General features: G+C 41.0%; 20 protein-coding genes and 1 other annotated feature. All 20 genes read right to left on the bottom strand.

Features of this window, described 5'->3' with window-relative positions:
- Positions 1–15: 15 nt before the first annotated feature.
- The 20 genes from D8804_RS06000 to D8804_RS06095 all read right to left on the bottom strand — a co-directional run bounded on the left by D8804_RS06000 (position 16) and on the right by D8804_RS06095 (position 17,986).
- The gene (locus D8804_RS06000; protein WP_125399145.1) at positions 16–2,562 is read right to left on the bottom strand and encodes a M1 family metallopeptidase; all 2,547 of its coding nucleotides are present in this window, start codon (positions 2,560–2,562) and stop codon (positions 16–18) included.
- Between the two features lie 121 nt (positions 2,563–2,683).
- Positions 2,684–3,124: an ASCH domain-containing protein gene (locus tag D8804_RS06005; RefSeq protein ID WP_125399146.1), complete on the bottom strand. Its 441-nt coding sequence runs from the start codon at positions 3,122–3,124 to the stop codon at positions 2,684–2,686.
- Entirely contained in the window at positions 3,084–3,968 is an 885-nt protein-coding gene (locus tag D8804_RS06010) for a putative PEP-binding protein (protein ID WP_185774040.1), read from the bottom strand. The genes D8804_RS06005 and D8804_RS06010 overlap by 41 nt, the downstream gene beginning before the upstream one ends.
- A gap of 53 nt (positions 3,969–4,021) precedes the next feature.
- Complete coding sequence (locus D8804_RS06015; RefSeq protein ID WP_125399148.1) at positions 4,022–4,738, bottom strand: GNAT family N-acetyltransferase; 717 nt, start codon at positions 4,736–4,738, stop codon at positions 4,022–4,024.
- Positions 4,725–5,225 (bottom strand): NUDIX hydrolase, encoded by a 501-nt coding sequence (locus D8804_RS06020; RefSeq protein ID WP_125399149.1) that lies wholly within the window; start codon positions 5,223–5,225, stop codon positions 4,725–4,727. Before D8804_RS06020 ends, D8804_RS06015 begins: the two co-directional genes overlap by 14 nt.
- Positions 5,226–5,234: 9 nt before the next feature.
- Entirely contained in the window at positions 5,235–5,933 is a 699-nt protein-coding gene (locus D8804_RS06025; RefSeq protein WP_125399150.1) for a 3-oxoacyl-ACP reductase, read from the bottom strand.
- On the bottom strand, positions 5,926–6,162 hold the full coding sequence (locus D8804_RS06030; protein ID WP_000141913.1) for a DUF2829 domain-containing protein: 237 nt from the start codon (positions 6,160–6,162) through the stop codon (positions 5,926–5,928). The genes D8804_RS06025 and D8804_RS06030 overlap by 8 nt, the downstream gene beginning before the upstream one ends.
- Before the next feature lie 84 nt (positions 6,163–6,246).
- A complete protein-coding gene (locus D8804_RS06035) occupies positions 6,247–8,256 on the bottom strand; it encodes a glucosaminidase domain-containing protein (RefSeq protein ID WP_125399151.1) in 2,010 nt (669 codons plus the stop codon).
- 131 nt (positions 8,257–8,387) lie between these two features.
- Positions 8,388–9,374, bottom strand: a complete 987-nt coding sequence (locus D8804_RS06040; RefSeq protein ID WP_185774041.1) for a dihydroorotate dehydrogenase — start codon at positions 9,372–9,374, stop codon at positions 8,388–8,390.
- Positions 9,337–10,137 carry a dihydroorotate dehydrogenase electron transfer subunit gene (locus tag D8804_RS06045; protein ID WP_125399153.1) on the bottom strand — a complete coding sequence of 267 codons (801 nt, stop codon included), beginning with the start codon at positions 10,135–10,137 and terminating at the stop codon, positions 9,337–9,339. The genes D8804_RS06040 and D8804_RS06045 overlap by 38 nt, the downstream gene beginning before the upstream one ends.
- Before the next feature lie 247 nt (positions 10,138–10,384).
- The gene (gene gloA / locus D8804_RS06050) at positions 10,385–10,765 is read right to left on the bottom strand and encodes a lactoylglutathione lyase (RefSeq protein ID WP_125399154.1); all 381 of its coding nucleotides are present in this window, start codon (positions 10,763–10,765) and stop codon (positions 10,385–10,387) included.
- Positions 10,766–10,823: 58 nt separating this feature from the next.
- Positions 10,824–11,183 carry a 50S ribosomal protein L20 gene (rplT, locus tag D8804_RS06055; RefSeq protein WP_000124830.1) on the bottom strand — a complete coding sequence of 120 codons (360 nt, stop codon included), beginning with the start codon at positions 11,181–11,183 and terminating at the stop codon, positions 10,824–10,826.
- A gap of 51 nt (positions 11,184–11,234) precedes the next feature.
- Positions 11,235–11,435 (bottom strand): 50S ribosomal protein L35, encoded by a 201-nt coding sequence (gene rpmI, locus D8804_RS06060; protein WP_001125942.1) that lies wholly within the window; start codon positions 11,433–11,435, stop codon positions 11,235–11,237.
- A 32-nt stretch (positions 11,436–11,467) separates the two neighbouring features.
- Positions 11,468–11,998: a translation initiation factor IF-3 gene (infC, locus tag D8804_RS06065; RefSeq protein ID WP_000848184.1), complete on the bottom strand. Its 531-nt coding sequence runs from the start codon at positions 11,996–11,998 to the stop codon at positions 11,468–11,470.
- A 15-nt stretch (positions 11,999–12,013) separates the two neighbouring features.
- Positions 12,014–12,145: a sequence feature (ribosomal protein L20 leader region), on the bottom strand.
- Positions 12,146–12,301: 156 nt separating this feature from the next.
- On the bottom strand, positions 12,302–13,486 hold the full coding sequence (locus tag D8804_RS06070; RefSeq protein ID WP_125399155.1) for a hypothetical protein: 1,185 nt from the start codon (positions 13,484–13,486) through the stop codon (positions 12,302–12,304).
- The gene (locus D8804_RS06075; protein ID WP_125399156.1) at positions 13,483–14,076 is read right to left on the bottom strand and encodes an ATP-binding cassette domain-containing protein; all 594 of its coding nucleotides are present in this window, start codon (positions 14,074–14,076) and stop codon (positions 13,483–13,485) included. The genes D8804_RS06070 and D8804_RS06075 overlap by 4 nt, the downstream gene beginning before the upstream one ends.
- 32 nt (positions 14,077–14,108) lie before the next feature.
- On the bottom strand, positions 14,109–14,324 hold the full coding sequence (locus D8804_RS10240) for a hypothetical protein (protein ID WP_125399169.1): 216 nt from the start codon (positions 14,322–14,324) through the stop codon (positions 14,109–14,111).
- Positions 14,325–14,474: 150 nt separating this feature from the next.
- A complete protein-coding gene (locus D8804_RS06085) occupies positions 14,475–16,715 on the bottom strand; it encodes a DNA internalization-related competence protein ComEC/Rec2 (RefSeq protein ID WP_125399157.1) in 2,241 nt (746 codons plus the stop codon).
- On the bottom strand, positions 16,699–17,349 hold the full coding sequence (locus tag D8804_RS06090; protein ID WP_125399158.1) for a helix-hairpin-helix domain-containing protein: 651 nt from the start codon (positions 17,347–17,349) through the stop codon (positions 16,699–16,701). The genes D8804_RS06085 and D8804_RS06090 overlap by 17 nt, the downstream gene beginning before the upstream one ends.
- A gap of 67 nt (positions 17,350–17,416) precedes the next feature.
- A complete protein-coding gene (locus D8804_RS06095; protein WP_125399159.1) occupies positions 17,417–17,986 on the bottom strand; it encodes a GNAT family N-acetyltransferase in 570 nt (189 codons plus the stop codon).
- Positions 17,987–18,058: the final 72 nt, after the last annotated feature.

Raw genomic sequence — 18,058 nt, forward strand, 5'->3', positions numbered from 1 at the left:
TACATTTCGAACGAATTAAGCTTTAGCATATTGGGCTACAACAGCTTCGACTGCTGCTTTCTCACGCTTAATCAAGTCAACACGCGCTGCGATATCCTTGATCCCCATACGGATGTTTCGGCTAAGAGCGAGGTCAGAGAGTTGTGGTTCAAAGAATTCTTTGTATTCTGCCAAGCGTTGCTCTGTTTTAAAGATGTGTGATGGGAAGATGACAAAACTATCAAAGCTCATATCACCACCAAGGGCTGCCTTGATCCAATCCCAGTTTTCTCGCGCCCAAACCCAAACAGTTTCTTGGGTAGCTTGGTGTCCGAGGAATTGGAGGTACCATGAAGAAAGGTCCTGTGGTTTGACCACAAATTTATCTTTCCATGAGCCAATCAAGGTTTGGATATTGTCCGCATCTGTACTGTATGCAAGAGCTCCTGCCAACTGGCGTTTAAAGACCGCATCTGTCGCATGGGTGTAGAGATTCAGATAAGTTGCGACCAAATCCTTGGTCTCATGGTGTTTCATCTCATTGATGAGAACTTGAGCACGGATTACTGCTGGAAGTTCTGCAAGATTTTCCTTGTGAGCTGTAAAGATTTGACTAGCGACTTGACTAGCTTCTGCATCATTAGAGCGAATCATCATGGAAATGGTCAACTGACGAACCAATTCGTCTTCATCTGATTCACCATCTTTAGCTTCAAAACCAAGACGGTCATAGTTGTGACGAGCCAATTTAGCAACCAGTGCTTTGAAGGCTGTTTCTGCTTCTGTTCCTTCATCGATAAAGCGCTCAAGGGCAGCAATCACTTGAGAAACAGCTGAAACAACAAGGTAAGACTCTTCCTTAGCAAGTTTATCAAGGACTGGGAGCAAGTCAGCATAAGAAATGTGCCCTGCTTCAGCCAACAAACGACGTTCTTGAACGATTTGGAGTTTGCTTGTATTATCAAGTGTCTCTAGCTCAGCAAGAACGGCATCTAACAAGTCTCCTTGATAGTCGGTAATGTAGTGGGCCGTATTTTCTGTGTTGAGACGAAGAGCTCCGTCATTTTCAGCAAGAAGAGCGGCGTAGCCAGGGATTTCAATACTTTCAGTTTCGAGTGTATCTGGCAAACCTTTCCAGTTGCTGTTCAGTGGCACAACCCAGAGTCGGTTCTTGTCTTCGTGCTCACCGATAAAGAATTGTTTTTGTGAAATCTTCAAGACATCATTTTCAACTTTGACAGTGAGAACTGGGTAACCAGGTTGTTCCAACCAAGAATCCATGAAGGCCGCCACATCACGTCCTGACGCTTGTCCAAGGGCATTCCAAAGGTCACGACCAATGGTATTTCCATACTGGTGTTTTTCAAAGTAGGCATGCAAACCTTTAGCGAAATCAGCATCACCTAGCCAACGACGAAGCATATGCATGAGACGGCTTCCTTTGGCATAGACGATAGCTCCATCAAAAAGGGTATTGATTTCATCTGGGTGTTTGACTTCGACGTGAACAGATTGAACGCCATCCGTTGCATCGCGTTTAAGCGCTGCTGGAACACCACCTGTTTGGAAGTCTTCAAAGATATTCCAAGTTGGCTCGATGGCATCCACACAGACGTATTCCATCATATTAGCGAAGCTTTCATTGAGCCAGAGGTCATCCCACCATTTCATAGTCACGAGGTTTCCAAACCATTGATGGGCAAGTTCGTGGGCGATAACAAGGGCAACTTGCTGACGGCTGGCAAAGGTTGAGTTCTCATCTACAACCAAGTATACTTCACGGTAGGTGACAAGACCCCAGTTTTCCATAGCACCAGCTGAGAAGTCAGGGAGTGCGATATGGAGAGATTGAGGAATTGGGTACTTAACTCCGTAGTAATCTTCGTAAAACTCGATTGAGTGAACAGCGATGTCTAGTGAGAAATCAAGGTTAGATAGCGGGTGAGCTTTCGTTGAGTAGACACCTACGAGGGTACCGTTTTTAGTTTTAGCGGTCACACCTTGCAAATCACCAGCTACAAAGGCCAACAAGTAAGAAGACATACGAGGTGTTGTCTCAAACTTCCAGATACCTGTTTCCTTACGGTTTTCAACATCAATTTCTGGCATATTTGACAAGGCCACTTCACCTTCTGCTTGGTCAAAACGAAGAGAGAGATCAAAAGTTGCTTTGGCTTCTGGCTCGTCCACACATGGGAAGGCTTCGCGCGCAAAATGGCTCTCAAACTGAGTAGACAAGACTTCCTTCTTCACTCCATCAACAGTGTAGTAAGAGGGGTAAATCCCTGTCATGTTGTCTGTGATTTTTCCTGAAAAAGCGATAACCACTTCAACTTGACCTGCTTCAGCAAGTTCGATATGAAGGGCTTCATTTTCAGGATCAACTGTATATGGACGAGCTTGACCTGCAACTTCAACAGAAGCGATTTCCAGATCTTTTTGGTGAAGGGAAATACGGTCACTTTTCGCTTGACCAGTAATGGTCACTTTCCCAGAAAACCTCTTAGTCTCACGACTCAAGTCTAAAAATAAATCATAGTGTTCAGGAACAAATTTGCTAATAAAATGTTCTACTGCTTGCATAGTTTTCTCCTATTCTAAGTTTAAGAGTTTTACTCTTATTCAAACAAACTTATTATATCATGTTTTACTTAAGAAAAAAGGATTGGACGGCAATTTCCAAAACTTTCTTCCGTCTAACAGTCTACAGAGGGTAGACCTTACGAAATTCTTCCAAAACAACCTTGCTATCAGGTGTAAAAGTCAGACCTGCCTCGCGCAGCCACTCAGTGAAACAGTCTTCATGAACCTGACGCCAATAGGCTAGGGATTTGTCTCCTTCTCCTTCCTTGAAGGCATGGTCAGCAGAAACTTGATTGAAGGGTTTAACAGAAACCTTGCTAATTTCTACAATACAGACAGCCCGATCTTGGCTATCTAGAATGATATCAAAGGTCCCTTCTCGTGGAAGAGGTTCGGCTTCTAGTGCATAGAGGTCGTAAGCTGAGGCGGTTGCTGTCTTTTCGCCTTTTAAAACCAAATCTGCCAAGAGATCGGCTTCCACTCCAAAAGCCCAGGCATCGATTTCATCTCCGATAGAAGGGTTAATTTTCTTGTAGGCATTCCACATTTCTTGTGGTGTCATGGGTGCTCCTTTGTAATTTTTTACTTTTTTCTTTTATGTGTTTGAGATGATCTGGATGGTCAATCTCTAAATCAAAAATCTCTGGAATTGAACTATAGTGGATAATGCACTCAATCCCCATCTGATTCATTTTTTGTATGAAAGAAGGATTCAGATAACCTGCCACAGCAAAGTCAATCTTTTTAGTATTTGATTTTTCCTGCATCTGTCTCAACATATCTAACATAATTGGATTTTCCATATCATGCCATTGACTGTTTCTCACAGTCGCAAATACAAAGGAAGTCAAATCGTTCATTCCAACTACAATCTTTGAAATGCCCGTTTCCAGTATCCTGTCTAAGTCAAAATAAGCTGACGGCAATTCAATCATAGCGCCGACTTTCCCAGTAAAACCATGCTGACGCAATACTCTAATAGCTTGCTTTAACTGGTCGGCATCATTGACAAAAGGAAAAATAACAGATAAATTGGGATTGTTTTGATAAACATCTGTAACAACATTTGCCTCAGCCTGAAATTCATCCGGACACGCCAGTAAACGCCTAGTTCCTCTATAGCCAAATAAAGGGTGACGTTCTTCAAAATACTTTTTAGTCCCCTCTAGACAATTAGCCTCTGTATTCGTTAATTCTGAAAAACGATACCAGACCTCTTCATCTGAGTACAAGGAGCAAATTGAGCTTAGATAATCTTTTGCAAATTGCTGACAACTAGGTAATAGTATGTTTTGATTGAGCTCTCTCAACAAATATTCCCCACGAATCATTCCAATGTGGTGAAATAGTTGAGGATAAACTTTTTCAACAATTTTTTCTCCACTAAAAGCCAGTTGGTTTTGCATGTCCATTCACCTCGTCTTAAGAGATACAATATCAGATATCATTATATGCCGCTTTAATCTAGTTCAAAAGCTTCATAAGGTTCCACTAACTCATATCCTAAAAATTCTGCTACTTTTTTGGAAGCCTCGTTATGAGCATCCCAAAGAGGAAACATATCTCTATTTAAACTCTCTAGAATCATTGCAGCACCAAGCTTTTTAGCAAATCCTTTTCCTTGTTCGTTTGGTCTAGTTGCAACTTCCACTTCAACTGCTCCACGGTAAACTAACCCTGAGGAAATCCCAGCAATCAGTTCATTATTTTTAAGAACCACAAAGCCAAATCCACCTTTTAAAGCAAAATCCTGATAAGACTCAAAATCTCCCTTTAAATCTTGTGACCATTCTTCCTCAGAAAAGCAGTTATAAATATGATTATCAATAGGCACAATACTGTAACCTTCCTCTAAATGAGTAACTAGATCATTTAGAAATTCAACTTGAAAATTTGCCTTATCTTTAAAAGAATAGCGAGTAAAAGAAATTAACCCCACTTTCTGATGCAGAAAATCTTGCCAATTGGCATTTTCTGAAATAATAATCTTATAATCTAAACCATATTTCCTAACAAAATCTTCCCAAAATCTGGAATTCAACTTCCCCGCTAGGTATAGAAAATTCCCAACATCATAAAAGCTTGTTGTCCTATCACTGTTTCGGTAGACAGTTCCGATTTGAGATTTAAGACCATAGAGAACCATATTTTTCTTCCATGTTTTAAATAGTTCCATTATCTCCCTTCTTCACCTTCCAATTTCTATAGCTTGTCATATCTAATTCTGGAAATCCTAGTAACTCTGCCTTAACCTGCAACACTAAAGGAGAAGCATTATCGGCAGTAATTTCTTCCAAATTCAACCAAAGTGCATTTGCTGAATCATTACTTCCATCAAGAACTTCATGAGGAAGTGATTTTTGATAGCGTTCGAAATCAAGTACTATATCATAAAAGGCCATGATATGGTGTACTGCAAAGTCTTGCCCATCTTCTTGAACCAGCACATCATAAATCCTAGAATTAGCGTAACCATTAACCTTATATCCCGTCTCTTCCAGAACTTCCCTCTTGAGAGTTTCTGTCAACCCCTCACCTACTTCCTGACTACCACCGGGTAGATCATAGCGATGTTGATATGGACCTCTCGTTTTCTCAACGCAGAGTAACTTCCCATTTTCAAAGCAAATGCCATAGATGCCAAAGTGATTTTTGATTTCCATCAGATTCCCCTACTTCAAACTCCAACCACCATCAATGGTCAGGATTTGTCCTTGCATGGCAGATGCGTGACCGCTAGCTAAGAATAAGCTGACTTCTGCAATTTCACTTGGCTCGATCCAGCGTTTGATTGGTGTTTCACTAGCTACCCAGTCTGCTAAGCCACCGGGTTCAAAGTCCGCAGCAGTCATGCCAGTCTTGACAGCACCTGGAGCAATACCAAATACCTTAATCCCAGCTTCCGCATAGTCTAGAGCCAACTGCTTGGTAAATCCAGCCAAGGCATGCTTAGAGGAAGTATAGGCGTGTCCACCACCTCCTGCTAGATTTGAAGCAATAGAACACATATTGATAATGATTCCTTTTTTATTTTCCAGCATTTGCGTCAAATAATAGCGAGTCAGCTCAACAGGAGTCACATAGTTGATTTCAAAAATCTCTTGGATTTCCTGCGCTGTCTGCTCCAAAAGTGGTTTGTAATCATCCAAAACTCCAGCAGTATTGCACAAAACATCCACCTGAGGACACCAGTCAAAAATTGGCTCCAAGTCCAAGGTCAAATCTCTCTGTAAAAAGTGGAAATCACCCTGCAATTGGGGATTTTCACCTTGATCAACTCCATAAACTTGATAGCCCTTCTCTAAAAAGAGGCGAGCTTGAGCTAGACCAATCCCTGAACTCACTCCCGTAATCAATACGCGTCTAGTCATGCACTTCTACCCAATCCGTCGCCAAAACATCACAAGGTGTCGGGCTCCACATCGAAAAACCTTCCCCTTCTCCAGAAACGTTGATTAGGAAATAGGGAGTCACTTCAAGTGCAACCCCGTTTTGCTCAATGGTGTCAAAGAGTTGGACATAGTTTTCAGCCCCTCCCCAACCAGTTCGTACATATTTTTTCTTAGCCTTTAATCCAGGCAGGATTTCTTCAAATGTCATGATGTTCTCCTTTGTTGTCTACTTATTTTTATTATAACAAAAAATCGGGAACCAATCTATCATGGTTCCCGATTTTGTTCTTCCCTAGTCTTTCCCACCAAGTTTGCTATTGATAGTCATCATGATACTGGCAATTTTCTCTCCCCAGTATGGGTCAGAAGCATAGCGTACATTCATACCAGAAGCCTTGTTTCCAAGATGGTCTCGTCCATAGTCAATGTAGTTCTCGCGAATCCACTTAGCCGCGCCGAGGATCCCCTTATCCACATCATCAAATTTTTTGGCTGAGGTATACGGGCTCGAATCATAAGCTGCAATTCCAAAGAAATTATTCTTATCCTTAGCTATCTGGCTCCGTCCCCAAGCACTCTCAAGTGCACTATGAGCCATTAAGTAAAGAGCATTTACACCATAGCGTTCCTCAGCTTCCTTAAAAACAGCTCCCTTACCAGCGAGGCGACTATCCCGAATATTCATCAAAGAATAAACTTTATCCAATTCAGCTGCGCTGTAATTACTTGGCTTAGTCAAATTTCTAAAGAGGAAGGGATTTTCAATGGTAAAGCCATCAAAATGAATTCCATCAGTTGAATAATATTTCTTACCAATGGTCATAGCTGAGCTATGTGGCGCAACACGGAGACTTACATAAGGTGATAACTCATGGTAAAAATACTTGCCATCACTTGTATAATGAGGGACAAATTCACTATCTTTATCAATAGCTACTAAATCACTTTTATTCATGAAGCCTGATAAACCAGAAATATTGACTGGTATTTGACTATCTTTTTTAGATTGGGCATCTCCAAGCGAGACTATGGTTCCCTGTGATACATAACTCAATCTTTCACCAGAAGCGCTATAAACATAAGCAGTAATTGGCTTCACTTTATAATATTTTGCTTCTGAGATCCACTTTCCATTATTCTGGAAGGAATACTCTTTACCTTTGATCGTGAAAGTACCTGTTACATATCGACCATCATCTTTTAGATAGTACCAAGCATCGTAATCTTTGTCAAAAATCCATTCATTTTTGGCCATATAGCCACCAGATTTAAGGTAGTATGAGCCAATCCATTCACGGGAAGCGTAGGCCCCACCTGACTTCAAGTAGAACCAGCTATTGTAGGATTTATCAAAAATCCACTCTTTTTCCGCCATAGCGCCACTATCTTTCAGAAAGTAGTCACTTTTCCACTGGCTACTTGCCATCACACCATCGCTATTAAAATAGTACCATGTTCCTTTGATTTTTTCCCATTTATTGCGAGAAATCTTGCCCGAAGCTGTTGCATAGTACCACTTGTCAGATATTTTTACCCAATCATTTTCTGCCATTGCGCCACTACCTTGGAAGAGATAGTCATTATAGATGGTGCGACTAAGCATGACACCATCTTTATCAAAGTAATACCAAGAACCTTCAATCTTTTCCCACTTATTGCGAGAAATCTTGCCCGAAGCTGTTGCATAGTACCACTTGTCAGATATTTTTACCCAATCATTTTCTGCCATTGCGCCACTACCTTGGAAGAGATAGTCATTATAGATGGTGCGACTAAGCATGATTCCGTTTTTATCAAAATAGTACCAGCTACCTTCAATATTTTCCCATTTGTCGCGAGAAATCTTTCCCGAAGCTGTAGCATAGTACCACTTGTCAGATATTTTCACCCAAACATTTTCTGCCATAGTACCGTTACCTTTGATAAGGTAACCATCAACTATGGTATTACTGAGCATAATACCGTTTTTGTCAAAGTAATACCAAGTACCACTAATTTTTTTCCAGTTTACGACAGGCTGGTTATTTTCATAAAAACGCCAGTTTCCTTGCTCTTTTTTCCAACCTTCCTTAATAACTTCCTCTTTTTTTTCCTTTTTGGAAGGATTTTCCTCTTTTACAGCTGGCTCTTTCTTCGCCTCGACTTTAGGAACTTCTTTCTTGGGAGCAGCTTCCTCTTTTTTCTCGACTACATCTGTGGTCTGAGTTTTTTTCGTAACCTGAGATTCTTCAGCATGTACAGATGTCTTTGCAAATCCTGCCATAGAAAGAACAACAGTACTTGCAAGTAGTATCTTCTTCATTTTATTCTCCTCAGTAGAAAACTATCTACACTATTACTATTTTATAAAACCTATTGTAACATAGTTGACTAACGAAAATATTACAAATTGATGAAGATTCTATGTCTTGTTGACGATAAGGAAGACCTAGTTTATCTCAGACTGGCTTTAACTTCTCGACGGAGATCTTCCAAACTGCTAATGCCATATTTGTCCATGACTTTTGGTAGATGTTCGATAATATCAGGACAGGCATAAGGATTGGTAAAGTTGGCTGTTCCAACTCCAATAGCAGACGCTCCAGCCAGATACATTTCTAGTGCAGCCTCTGCCGAATCCACTCCTCCCATTCCAATGATGGGCAGGTCTGTTGTTTGGGCAACTTGTCGGATGAGTTTGAGGGCTACTGGAAAGACTGCTGGGCCTGACATCCCACCCGTTCCATTGGCTAGGATTGGCTTTCTGGTTTTGAGGTCAAAGCGCATACCGACTAGAGTATTGATCATGGTTAAGCCACTTGCTCCCGCATCTTCTGCGGCTTTGGCGACGGTGACAATATCCGTCACGCTAGGGGTTAACTTAACATAAACTGGCACATCAGAGGCTTCCACAGCTGCCTTTACCACTTCATAAGCCAAGTCAGGATCTTGCCCAATCAGAAGTCCATGATTGCCGTGATCTACATTCGGGCAGGAGATATTAAGCTCGATAGCTTTTACATTTGCTGCCTTCGAAATTCCTCGAGAAACCGCAGCGTACTCTTGTTTTGAAAAGCCTGCAACATTGGCGATGATGGGAAGCGTAGGATACTCTCTTTCCAACCAAGGCAGTTTTTCAGCCAAAACAGCCTCTAAACCAGGATTTTGCAAGCCGATTGCATTTAGCATACCAGCAGGTGTCTCAGCTACTCTTGGAGTAGGATTGCCAAAACGCGGTTCAAGTGTCGTCGCCTTGATCATAATAGAGCCTAAAAGGTCTAAATCATAGTACTTGGCATACTCTTGGCCAAAACCAAAACAGCCTGATGCTGGAATAATCGGATTTTTCAAATCCAAGCCTGGTAGAGAAACTTGTAAACGATTTTTAGTCATGATTTTCTCCTTATAATACAACCGTTCCTGTACGGAAAACAGGGCCATCTTCACAGACACGTTGACTAATTGTCTCACTATCTGGCACTTTTAGGACACAGGCATAGCAAGCCCCCATCCCACAAGCCATACGAGATTCTAGAGATAGATAGGCTCTTGGGTGATTATAAAATTTTTGATTGATGTACTTCATCATTCCAGGCGCTCCACATGAGTAAACAGCATCAAATTGACTGTCTAAGTCATTGATGACGACTGACACATTTCCCTTAATGCCATAAGAACCATCATCTGTCGTTACAAAGACCTGACCATATTGGGCCAATTCGGTTTCGAGAATAACAGCATCCTTGCTGGCAAAACCGAGGACTGTCACTACTGTCACCCCACGCGCATGCAATTCCTTAGCCACCTCAAGCAAGGGCGGGACACCAATCCCACCACCAACGAGGAGAACTCGGTTCTGGTCGTCCAAGTCAGACAAGTCAAAACCATTTCCCTGAGGCCCCATCACATCAAGAGTATCACCCTGACTTAATGTTGAAAAAATAGCAGTCCCAGACCCCTCTATCCGATAAATGAGATGACAATGCTTGTTTGCCTTGTCAATAGACGAAATTGAAATAGGACGGCGTAAGAGATGGGCATCATCAGGTACTCGCAGATGAAGAAATTGGCCTGCTCGCATGGCTTCAACCATCTCCCCTTCTAGGACTAATTCAAAGATTGCTGGCGCAATTTCCTCTTGTGCGACCACCTTCATCGTTTCCAAACGAATGGCACCCAAACGTTTCTTACATGTGGGATTCATGACTTTTCCTCCTTAAATTTAAGGGAACCAGATAAAGAAAAGACCTTGCAATAGCAAGGCCTCAGTTGGGTATGGACAGAACTCATGCGAACACTTAAAAAGTCTCCACAGCGAGCCCCTCTATTCCTTTTATCTGACACCTTGTGAGTCTCTCTGGACTCCCCTTAAAGGTTAAATTTGTATTAGTATACTCTTTCAAAGAAAAAAAGTCAAGCAGAAAACGAACATTCTACTTGACTTTACTGGATTATTTTTCACGAATGACTTCGACCTTGTAGCCATCAGGATCCTTGACAAAATAATAGTTTGGTTGAGTTCCTGGAAGTCCATTAGGGGCTGTCACCTCATAGCCTTTTGCGCTATGTTCTTGATGTAGCGCCTCAAGGTCAGGTGTACTGAGGGCAATATGGGCAAAGCCATCTCCTACCACGTAAGGACCGTGATCATAGTTATAGGTCAATTCCAACTCGTAGTCATCACCCTCAAGTCCTAGATAGACAATGGTAAAAGCATAATCTGGAAAATCCTTGCGACGCAATTCTCTAAATCCAAAAGCATCCTGATAAAATGCGATGGATTTTTCAAGATTTTCTACTCGCAAGCAAGTGTGTAGCATTTTTGAAGCCATTTTTCTCTCCTTTATGTCAAAAAAGACTGGAACAATCCTGTACCAGCCTTATAAGTGATTATTTACCAAGTTTTGCTTTAGCTGCATCTGCAAGAGCTGTGAAAGCTGCTGCATCGTTAACAGCCAAGTCAGCAAGCATTTTACGGTTAACTTCGATTTCAGCCAATTTCAAACCATGCATCAATTGTGAGTATGAAAGTCCGTTCAAACGAGCTGCCGCATTGATACGAGTGATCCACAATTTACGGAAGTCACGTTTTTTCTGACGACGGTCACGGTATGCATAGTAGTAAGAGTTCATTACTTGTTCTTTTGCAGTACGGAACAAGATGTGTTTAGCTCCATAGTAACCTTTTGCTAATTTAAGAATACGTTTACGACGTTTGCGTGATACAACGCCACCTTTAACACGTGCCATGTTTTATTTCCTCCAAATATTTCCTAGAATTGTTTACTTACTGTTAGGCTATTATTTCAAGCGAGTAAGCATTGCTTTGATACGTTTGAAATCTCCTGAATGCACCATAGATGCTTTACGAAGATGACGACGTTGTTTCTTAGTTTTTCCGTGGAAACGGTGAGAAGTGTAAGCACGGAAACGTTTAAGTCCACCAGAACCTGTACGTTTGAAACGTTTAGCTGATGCGCGGTGTGTTTTTTGTTTTGGCATGATTTTTTCTCCTTTATTTAACTTTCTGACAATTATTTTTTGTCAGTTGCTGGCGCCAACTGCATGAACATTTGGCGTCCATCCATCTTAGCTCGTTGTTCGATGATTGCAATATCTTGTGTTGCTTCAGCAAACTCGGCTAAAACTTTTGCACCAATCTCTTTATGGGTAATCATACGACCCTTAAAGCGGATAGATACCTTAACTTTATTTCCTTTTTCAAGGAATTTACGTGCATTGCGAAGTTTTGTGTCAAAGTCACCCTTGTCAATAGTTGGACTCAGACGAACTTCTTTCACAGTAACAACACTTTGTTTTTTACGTTGTTCTTTTTGCTTTTTCTGGTACTCAAATTTGAACTTACCGTAGTCCATAATTTTAGCAACAGGTGGTTTTGCTTGGGGTTGAATCAATACTAAGTCGACATTTGCACTATCAGCCAATGCTTGCGCTTCACTGAGTGGCTTGATGCCTAGCTGTTCTCCCTCAAGACCGATCAAGCGAACTTCACGTACACGAATTTCATCATTGATGAATAAGTCTTGCTTTGCTATGGTTTTCACCTCTTTTTTATTATTAGAGAAAAACAAGAGCGGACTCGTAATGATACAAGCCCGCACGTTATGATAGCGTTTCTTAGAAACTTTTCATCCGTAGGGCCAGGCAACTTGATGTCACAAGGCGAGAAGCTCTCACTTCTGCTTTTCTCAACTTTTATATGATACCAAGTTTTCTATCCCTTGTCAAGATAAAAAGTCATTTTTTCAAAAAACTTTCTGTTTTCTTCTTGATGTCCGCATCAAAAAGAGAGAACCTAGTTGGTTCCCTCCCTGTGTTAGTTTTTACTTATTTTCCCTATAGGAACGCTAAGACCTATTAACAACTTCCTTTTTACGAGAACTTCCCCATCTTTCGATAAATAGAATCCCCACTAGCAAAAGGATAATCAGGCAAGGAAGTAAGACTAGCCCCATACCCCAATTTAGATTGACATTATCAATTTGCTTAGGTAATCTTCCAGATAAAATCTCCACTGAACGCAAGTAAGTAAAGGGAATCAGATGTGCAATCTTTTGGAGAGGCTGAATTGTTTGAATACCAAACAACAAGCCAACAATCCCAATGAGGGAAAGAAAGAGGACAGGCATTTTTTGCTTGAAAAAGTAAGCAATCAAGTAGACGACTTCCACAATGACAATAAAAGCTAAGAAAGCTAATAGCAAGCTAGGAAATAACACATCTTGTATCTTCCCAATAGTTACCTCTTGATTGGTTAAGCTATAGAACGGGTAGGGATAATCTAACTGTCCAAAACCACTTATCAGGCTTCCCACTAGAAAAGAAAAGACACAAATTCCGATAAACAGCACAGTTACATAACTTACCCCAACTCCAAGAGAGGACATGGCAAATGTCACTTTTGAAAAAGGATATAACTGAGCTGTATCAAGATTATTTTGATATCTTTCTGCGAACAGTTGTGTTAGCATGAAAATAATAGCAATCACAAACAAGCTTGGGATGATAGCCTCTAAAATCCAGACAATCTGATCAATCCCGTGGGTAGGAAACTCCAAAGTATGTGCTTTTATGTTTAAGGGATACAGGGCTTGGTAAATCTTCCGTTCACGGTCAACCCCCATTTTTAATTCAGAGCTAGAAGTCGGGTCATTTGATACAAATTCATAATTCTTCTCTTCATCTTGCCACTGCAAATAGTAGGCTTCTTTCCAGCGCCCTTCTTTTAATAAAGTCAGAATTTCTTTCTTTCGCGTCAAAAGATTTTTTTGCAAGTCTAAATCACTTTTAGCAGTCTGGTATTCCTCCGAGCTGGTGTCAGACATTTGGGAGAGTTTCTCTTCATTTTCATTGATAGCTCTCTCGTTGGCTGCAATACGAGTTTCCAACCTGCTCTCCAAGCTGTGTGAGTTTGCAGTCTGACTATTTAAATAAAAGGTAACACCGAGTACAGATGCAAATAAAGCTAAGATAATCCAGTTTAAACGACTTTTGAAAACTTTCTTTAACAAAAATAGACTAATATCTTTCATAACGGAACCTCTTCTATCTGCCCCTGACGAATGGTTACCATGCTATCGCAAATCTCCACTAACTCCTCTTTGTAGTGGGAACTTAAAAGAACCAGCTGTTCTTTTCTATTGATTTGTGCCAATCTATCAAAAAACTTCTGTCGATAATACTCGTCTAAACCATTTGTTACCTCATCCATAAGCCAGCATTTCGCCTGACTGAGGAAATACATGGCAATCACCAAGCGTTGCTTCATCCCTAAGGAATACTTACGAATAGGAAGGCTGATATAGTCAGACATTTCCCAATAGGCGATTTCATCACTCAAGTTCAGGCCTGACTTCCAGATGTTCTTTATGAGACGAAGGTAGTCCATCCCACTTAAGTTTCCATCCAGCCATTCAACACTCTCATAATAAAACAAAGAAGGAGAGGCTGCGATATGTCCACTACTAAGGGGAAGCAGCTTGCTAATAGCTCGGAACAGTGTCGTCTTTCCCGAGCCATTGATAGCAAGAAGGCCATAAATCCTACCTTTTTTAAAGGTGAAATCCGCATCTTGCAAGATGACTTGTCGCGTTTTTAAGGTAACATGAGTAAGATTTAACATATCCAGCCCTCCTTTTTCTCACTCTTTAAGGATTAATAACCTCCGCTGTAGAAGTTTATGACCTCATAACGATCGTAGTTCCAGCTTCCACCAACTTTATACTCAGAATAGCTGTAATCACAAGACCATGATGGGATAGAAATGTATTGATGGTTAGTACCGTATTCCCACACGGTATTCCAATCATACCGATAACTTTTAAGAACACTCACAGCAGATACACTGGACTGAAAAAAACAATGGATGATAGACTGGCTAATAAAACAACTTTTGCTGATTTTTCATGGTTATCATTGCATTTATATCTTTACTATTGAAAACACTTTCATTATATCGCTTTTCTCATTATTATGCAACAGATTTTTAGTTTGTTTCACTAATATATAACATTTTTCTTCCTAACGAACGCTTTCAATTCGCCAACTATTCCATCCTTTAAAGCGAATAGCTCCGTTCTGGTCAGTTCGGTAAATCTTACTCTTGATGGTCTCTAGTCGAGTCAAGGTTTCCTGATGGGGGAGTTTCGTACGATTGTTCTTTCCAACTGAGATGAGAGAAATCTCTGGGTTGAGTTTTTCTAGAAAAGCTGGATTTGATGAGGTTTTAGAACCATGTTGACCGACTTTCAAGACATCCACCTCTAAATCAGGATATTGCTTTAGAAAATCCTTCTCTCCCTTCTCTTTCAAATTTCCGGTGAAAAGAAAGTTCTTATCTAGGAGTTTCCCATAAAGAACCAGAGAATCATCACGATCCCCATCTCCAATCTTCCTTGGAGATAGGACTTCTAAAGAACCGCCAAAAATCGGTAAATTCTCCCCTGCTGCCACACTGCGCACCTCGGTTTGGCTTGCTTCTAATTCTGCCACAAAATCCTTCTGTGTCAAACTTCCTTTTGATACTAAAATCTCCACAACATGGAAAGCCTTGGTCACCTCCAGCAAATCGCCAACATGTTCCTTGTCTGTGTTGGTCAAAATCAACTGGTCAATCTTGGCTACCCCACGACTTTTTAGATAGGGAATCAAGGTTCGCTGGGCATTGCTGGTCGTCGCCTTTTCTTGCCATTTTTCGATTTTCTTATCAGACCCTGCCTTGCCTCCCACGTCTATGAGAATGGTTTTACCTGTTACATCCCGTAGGAAAATACTTTCCCCTTGCCCTACATCCAGCATGGTAATTTCATTTTCCAGTGGATACTTGGTCAAGAAAAAGAGCCCCACAATAAAGAGACTGAACCCTGCTAGTCTTTTGATGTTTTTTCTCATGTCATATACCAAGGCTAATGAAACTAAGAGAAGAATCAAAAGCCATGCATTGGGTTGACCAAAGACCAGAGGCCTGCTTGCCAGCTGCGATACCAAGCGAATAATGTCCTCCAACCACTCAAAGACAAAGTTAAACTGAGTGACTGGGTAAACAAAAGACAGAATGAATAAGATGGACAAAAGCGGTAAGAATACCAAGTCAAACAGAAAAGAAAAGACAAAGGTCAAAAGGATAGACCAAGGCTGAAATTCTGCAAAATAGAAGGATAGAGTGGGCAATATTCCCAAGGAAATGACTAGACTTTCTCTGGCAACAGCCTTGAGTCCCTCCCCTTCTTTGCTGGTCATGGTCAAGATAAAAGCATAAGCGCAGGACAAGACCCCTCCTGCAGTTAGGAAAAAGTTGGGCATGATGATAAAGAGGACAAGGACTGTTAAGGCAAAATTGTCCAAGCCCTTAACACCATGTTGAGCCAGTAACTTTTGTAAGAGACTGCGAATGACCGAAGCTGAAAATCCTGTCAGGCCTGCATAGATAAGGGAAAAGGGATAGGTCAGCCACTTCAACTTTTCTTGGGTCAAGCCCAATCGCAAGAGGAGTTTCTTAAAGGCATCCATAAAGAAGCCCACCTGCATGCCTGATAAGGCAAAGAGATGGATAATTCCTAGACTGGAATAGAGTTCATTCATCTCCTCAAAGTCCGTGTCCAAATATCCCAGCAAGAGCCCCGTCATATAATTGCTCATAGGGTCTGGAAAGTACATCTTGATCCAAACTACAGCCTTTCGACGTAAACTGGACAGATTTTCTCCTATATCCCAACTGCTAACTTTTTTAAGTGACTGGATACTCTTGATAGTCAGTGTCTGGTAAATCCCCTGGGTCTTTAGATAGGCTTGGTAGTTAAATCCACCAAAATTCCTCTGACCTTCTGGCTCTGAAAGCTTCCCTTCTAATTCCAAGTCATGAAGGTCTGTCAAGGCTTGAAATTGCTCTTTCTCCTCCTCGGACTGGAGTTTATAGTAAACTTGGAAGGTACGGCCGTCAGCCTTACCCCGAAAGGACAGACTATCACCATTGACCTTGATGGTATCAGGCAAGATCTTCACCTTTTCAACATAACCGACTAAATTTTGACTAGCTTGTGTCTGTTGCCAAGTTTGAAACAGAAACCAAAATCCAAAAACTCCACAAATCGCTAGAACTTTTCCAGCCGATTTCCAAGGAAATTGGAAAAAGAGACAGACAAGCAAAAAAACAAAACCTAGCAGTGCGAGATAGGACGATGCGAAAATGGCATAGTAAAGCCAGAGCAACAGAAAGCTCAGATAGATTAGAGGAATAGGGAAGTTTTTAATCCACTGTAACATAGTCTTTTAACTTTTCTATGGTCTTTGCGCCAATTCCAGAAACCTTATTGAGCTCATCTACTGACTTGAATTTGCCATTTGCCTCACGATGATCGATAATATCCTGAGCTCGTTTTCCTCCCAAACCTTTGACCTGCTTGAGTTCTTCTAAACTGGCTTTATTGAGGTTGACCCTCTTTTCTTTACTTGTCGAAGGAGTCGTTCCAGAGGCAGCCTGCTGACTAACTGCTTCTTCTCCCTTAGTTGGAACATAGACAAGAGCCTCGTCACTGACTTTCTGAGCGAGATTTAGCGACTTGCTATCTGCCTCCTCTGTCAATCCACCCGCCTTCTGAACGGCATCATGAACACGACTACCTACTGGCAAATCATAAATTCCTGGCGATTTAACAGCACCTTTGACATCTACTGTGATTAAATCTTGTTCAGGAGACTCTTCCTTTTCTTCCTTCTTCACTTCTTTTTCAGACGATGAATCCTTTGAAACGGCCGAGACTTCAGCTTGCAAGTTTGTTTCTTTCACAGGTGTTTGTGAAGTTGGCTTTAGTAGGAAAAAGCCACCTACAAGCAAGCCCAAACCTGCACAGATGACAATGATTTTATACTCTTTGATTTTCTCGATAATTGCTTCCATATTTTCTCCTCTTTTAAGTTATTCGTAAGAGGAAGAAAAAAACAGTCGAAAATTTCTTTTCAACTGCTTATTTATTTGCAAAATAGTCTTCCTTAGTCAAGACATAATAAACTCTTGTGATAATTCGACCTGGTTCTTTATTATCCATTCTGGCATAGGGTTCTTCGTGGGAAAAACGCATACCTGATTTCTCCATGACCTTGCCAGATGCGGGATTGTCTTTGTCGTGAAGAGCAGTCAATTTGTTCATTCCAATCTTCTCAAAAGCCAGTTCAATCACGGCACGATTGGCTTCTGTCGTCAATCCTTGATTCCAATATTTTTTATTGATAATGTAACCAATAGCTGCTTTTTTGAGAATGGGGTCAATCTTGTGCAAGTCAATAGTTCCGATAAACTGACCATTGCTTTTTAGTTCGATCCCCCAACGTCCCAAGGAATTAGCCAAGTAGAGCTGAGCAATATTGTTCTTAGTTTCTTCTAAGCTTTGATTGGTTGGAAAAGTGTAGCGTGTATTTTCTCTGTCTGAGGCATAGTCAAACATAGCTTCCGCATCATCCAAGGTTACAGGTCGGAGCAATAAACGTTCTGTCTCCACTATTGGATACTGGGCTAGTTTTAAAAAGATTGATTCCATACACACTTCCCCTATTTACATGTATTTTCCTACTAGCTTATCAAAAAAAGCTCATCAAAGCAAAAGTTTTTC

The organism is Streptococcus oralis (assembly GCF_003944215.1).
GTDB classification, from domain to species: domain Bacteria; phylum Bacillota; class Bacilli; order Lactobacillales; family Streptococcaceae; genus Streptococcus; species Streptococcus oralis_BI.

Excerpts from the sequence above, each read along its gene's own strand:
- rplT (WP_000124830.1), bottom strand. The coding sequence starts at position 11,183 with ATGGCACGTGTTAAAGGTGGCGTTGTATCACGCAAACGTCGTAAACGT.
- rpmI (WP_001125942.1), bottom strand. The coding sequence starts at position 11,435 with ATGCCAAAACAAAAAACACACCGCGCATCAGCTAAACGTTTCAAACGT.
- D8804_RS06020 (WP_125399149.1), bottom strand. The coding sequence starts at position 5,225 with ATGGAAATCAAAAATCACTTTGGCATCTATGGCATTTGCTTTGAAAAT.
- D8804_RS06085 (WP_125399157.1), bottom strand. The coding sequence starts at position 16,715 with ATGTTACAGTGGATTAAAAACTTCCCTATTCCTCTAATCTATCTGAGC.
- D8804_RS06010 (WP_185774040.1), bottom strand. The coding sequence starts at position 3,968 with ATGCAAAACCAACTGGCTTTTAGTGGAGAAAAAATTGTTGAAAAAGTT.
- D8804_RS06005 (WP_125399146.1), bottom strand. The coding sequence starts at position 3,124 with ATGACACCACAAGAAATGTGGAATGCCTACAAGAAAATTAACCCTTCT.
- D8804_RS06035 (WP_125399151.1), bottom strand. The coding sequence starts at position 8,256 with ATGAAGAAGATACTACTTGCAAGTACTGTTGTTCTTTCTATGGCAGGA.
- D8804_RS06075 (WP_125399156.1), bottom strand. The coding sequence starts at position 14,076 with ATGTTAAATCTTACTCATGTTACCTTAAAAACGCGACAAGTCATCTTG.
- D8804_RS06040 (WP_185774041.1), bottom strand. The coding sequence starts at position 9,374 with ATGGCCCTGTTTTCCGTACAGGAACGGTTGTATTATAAGGAGAAAATC.
- D8804_RS06090 (WP_125399158.1), bottom strand. The coding sequence starts at position 17,349 with ATGGAAGCAATTATCGAGAAAATCAAAGAGTATAAAATCATTGTCATC.
- D8804_RS06015 (WP_125399148.1), bottom strand. The coding sequence starts at position 4,738 with ATGGAACTATTTAAAACATGGAAGAAAAATATGGTTCTCTATGGTCTT.
- D8804_RS06030 (WP_000141913.1), bottom strand. The coding sequence starts at position 6,162 with ATGACATTTGAAGAAATCCTGCCTGGATTAAAGGCTAAGAAAAAATAT.
- D8804_RS06025 (WP_125399150.1), bottom strand. The coding sequence starts at position 5,933 with ATGACTAGACGCGTATTGATTACGGGAGTGAGTTCAGGGATTGGTCTA.
- D8804_RS06070 (WP_125399155.1), bottom strand. The coding sequence starts at position 13,486 with ATGAAAGATATTAGTCTATTTTTGTTAAAGAAAGTTTTCAAAAGTCGT.
- D8804_RS06000 (WP_125399145.1), bottom strand. The coding sequence starts at position 2,562 with ATGCAAGCAGTAGAACATTTTATTAGCAAATTTGTTCCTGAACACTAT.
- D8804_RS06095 (WP_125399159.1), bottom strand. The coding sequence starts at position 17,986 with ATGGAATCAATCTTTTTAAAACTAGCCCAGTATCCAATAGTGGAGACA.
- gloA (WP_125399154.1), bottom strand. The coding sequence starts at position 10,765 with ATGGCTTCAAAAATGCTACACACTTGCTTGCGAGTAGAAAATCTTGAA.
- D8804_RS06045 (WP_125399153.1), bottom strand. The coding sequence starts at position 10,137 with ATGAATCCCACATGTAAGAAACGTTTGGGTGCCATTCGTTTGGAAACG.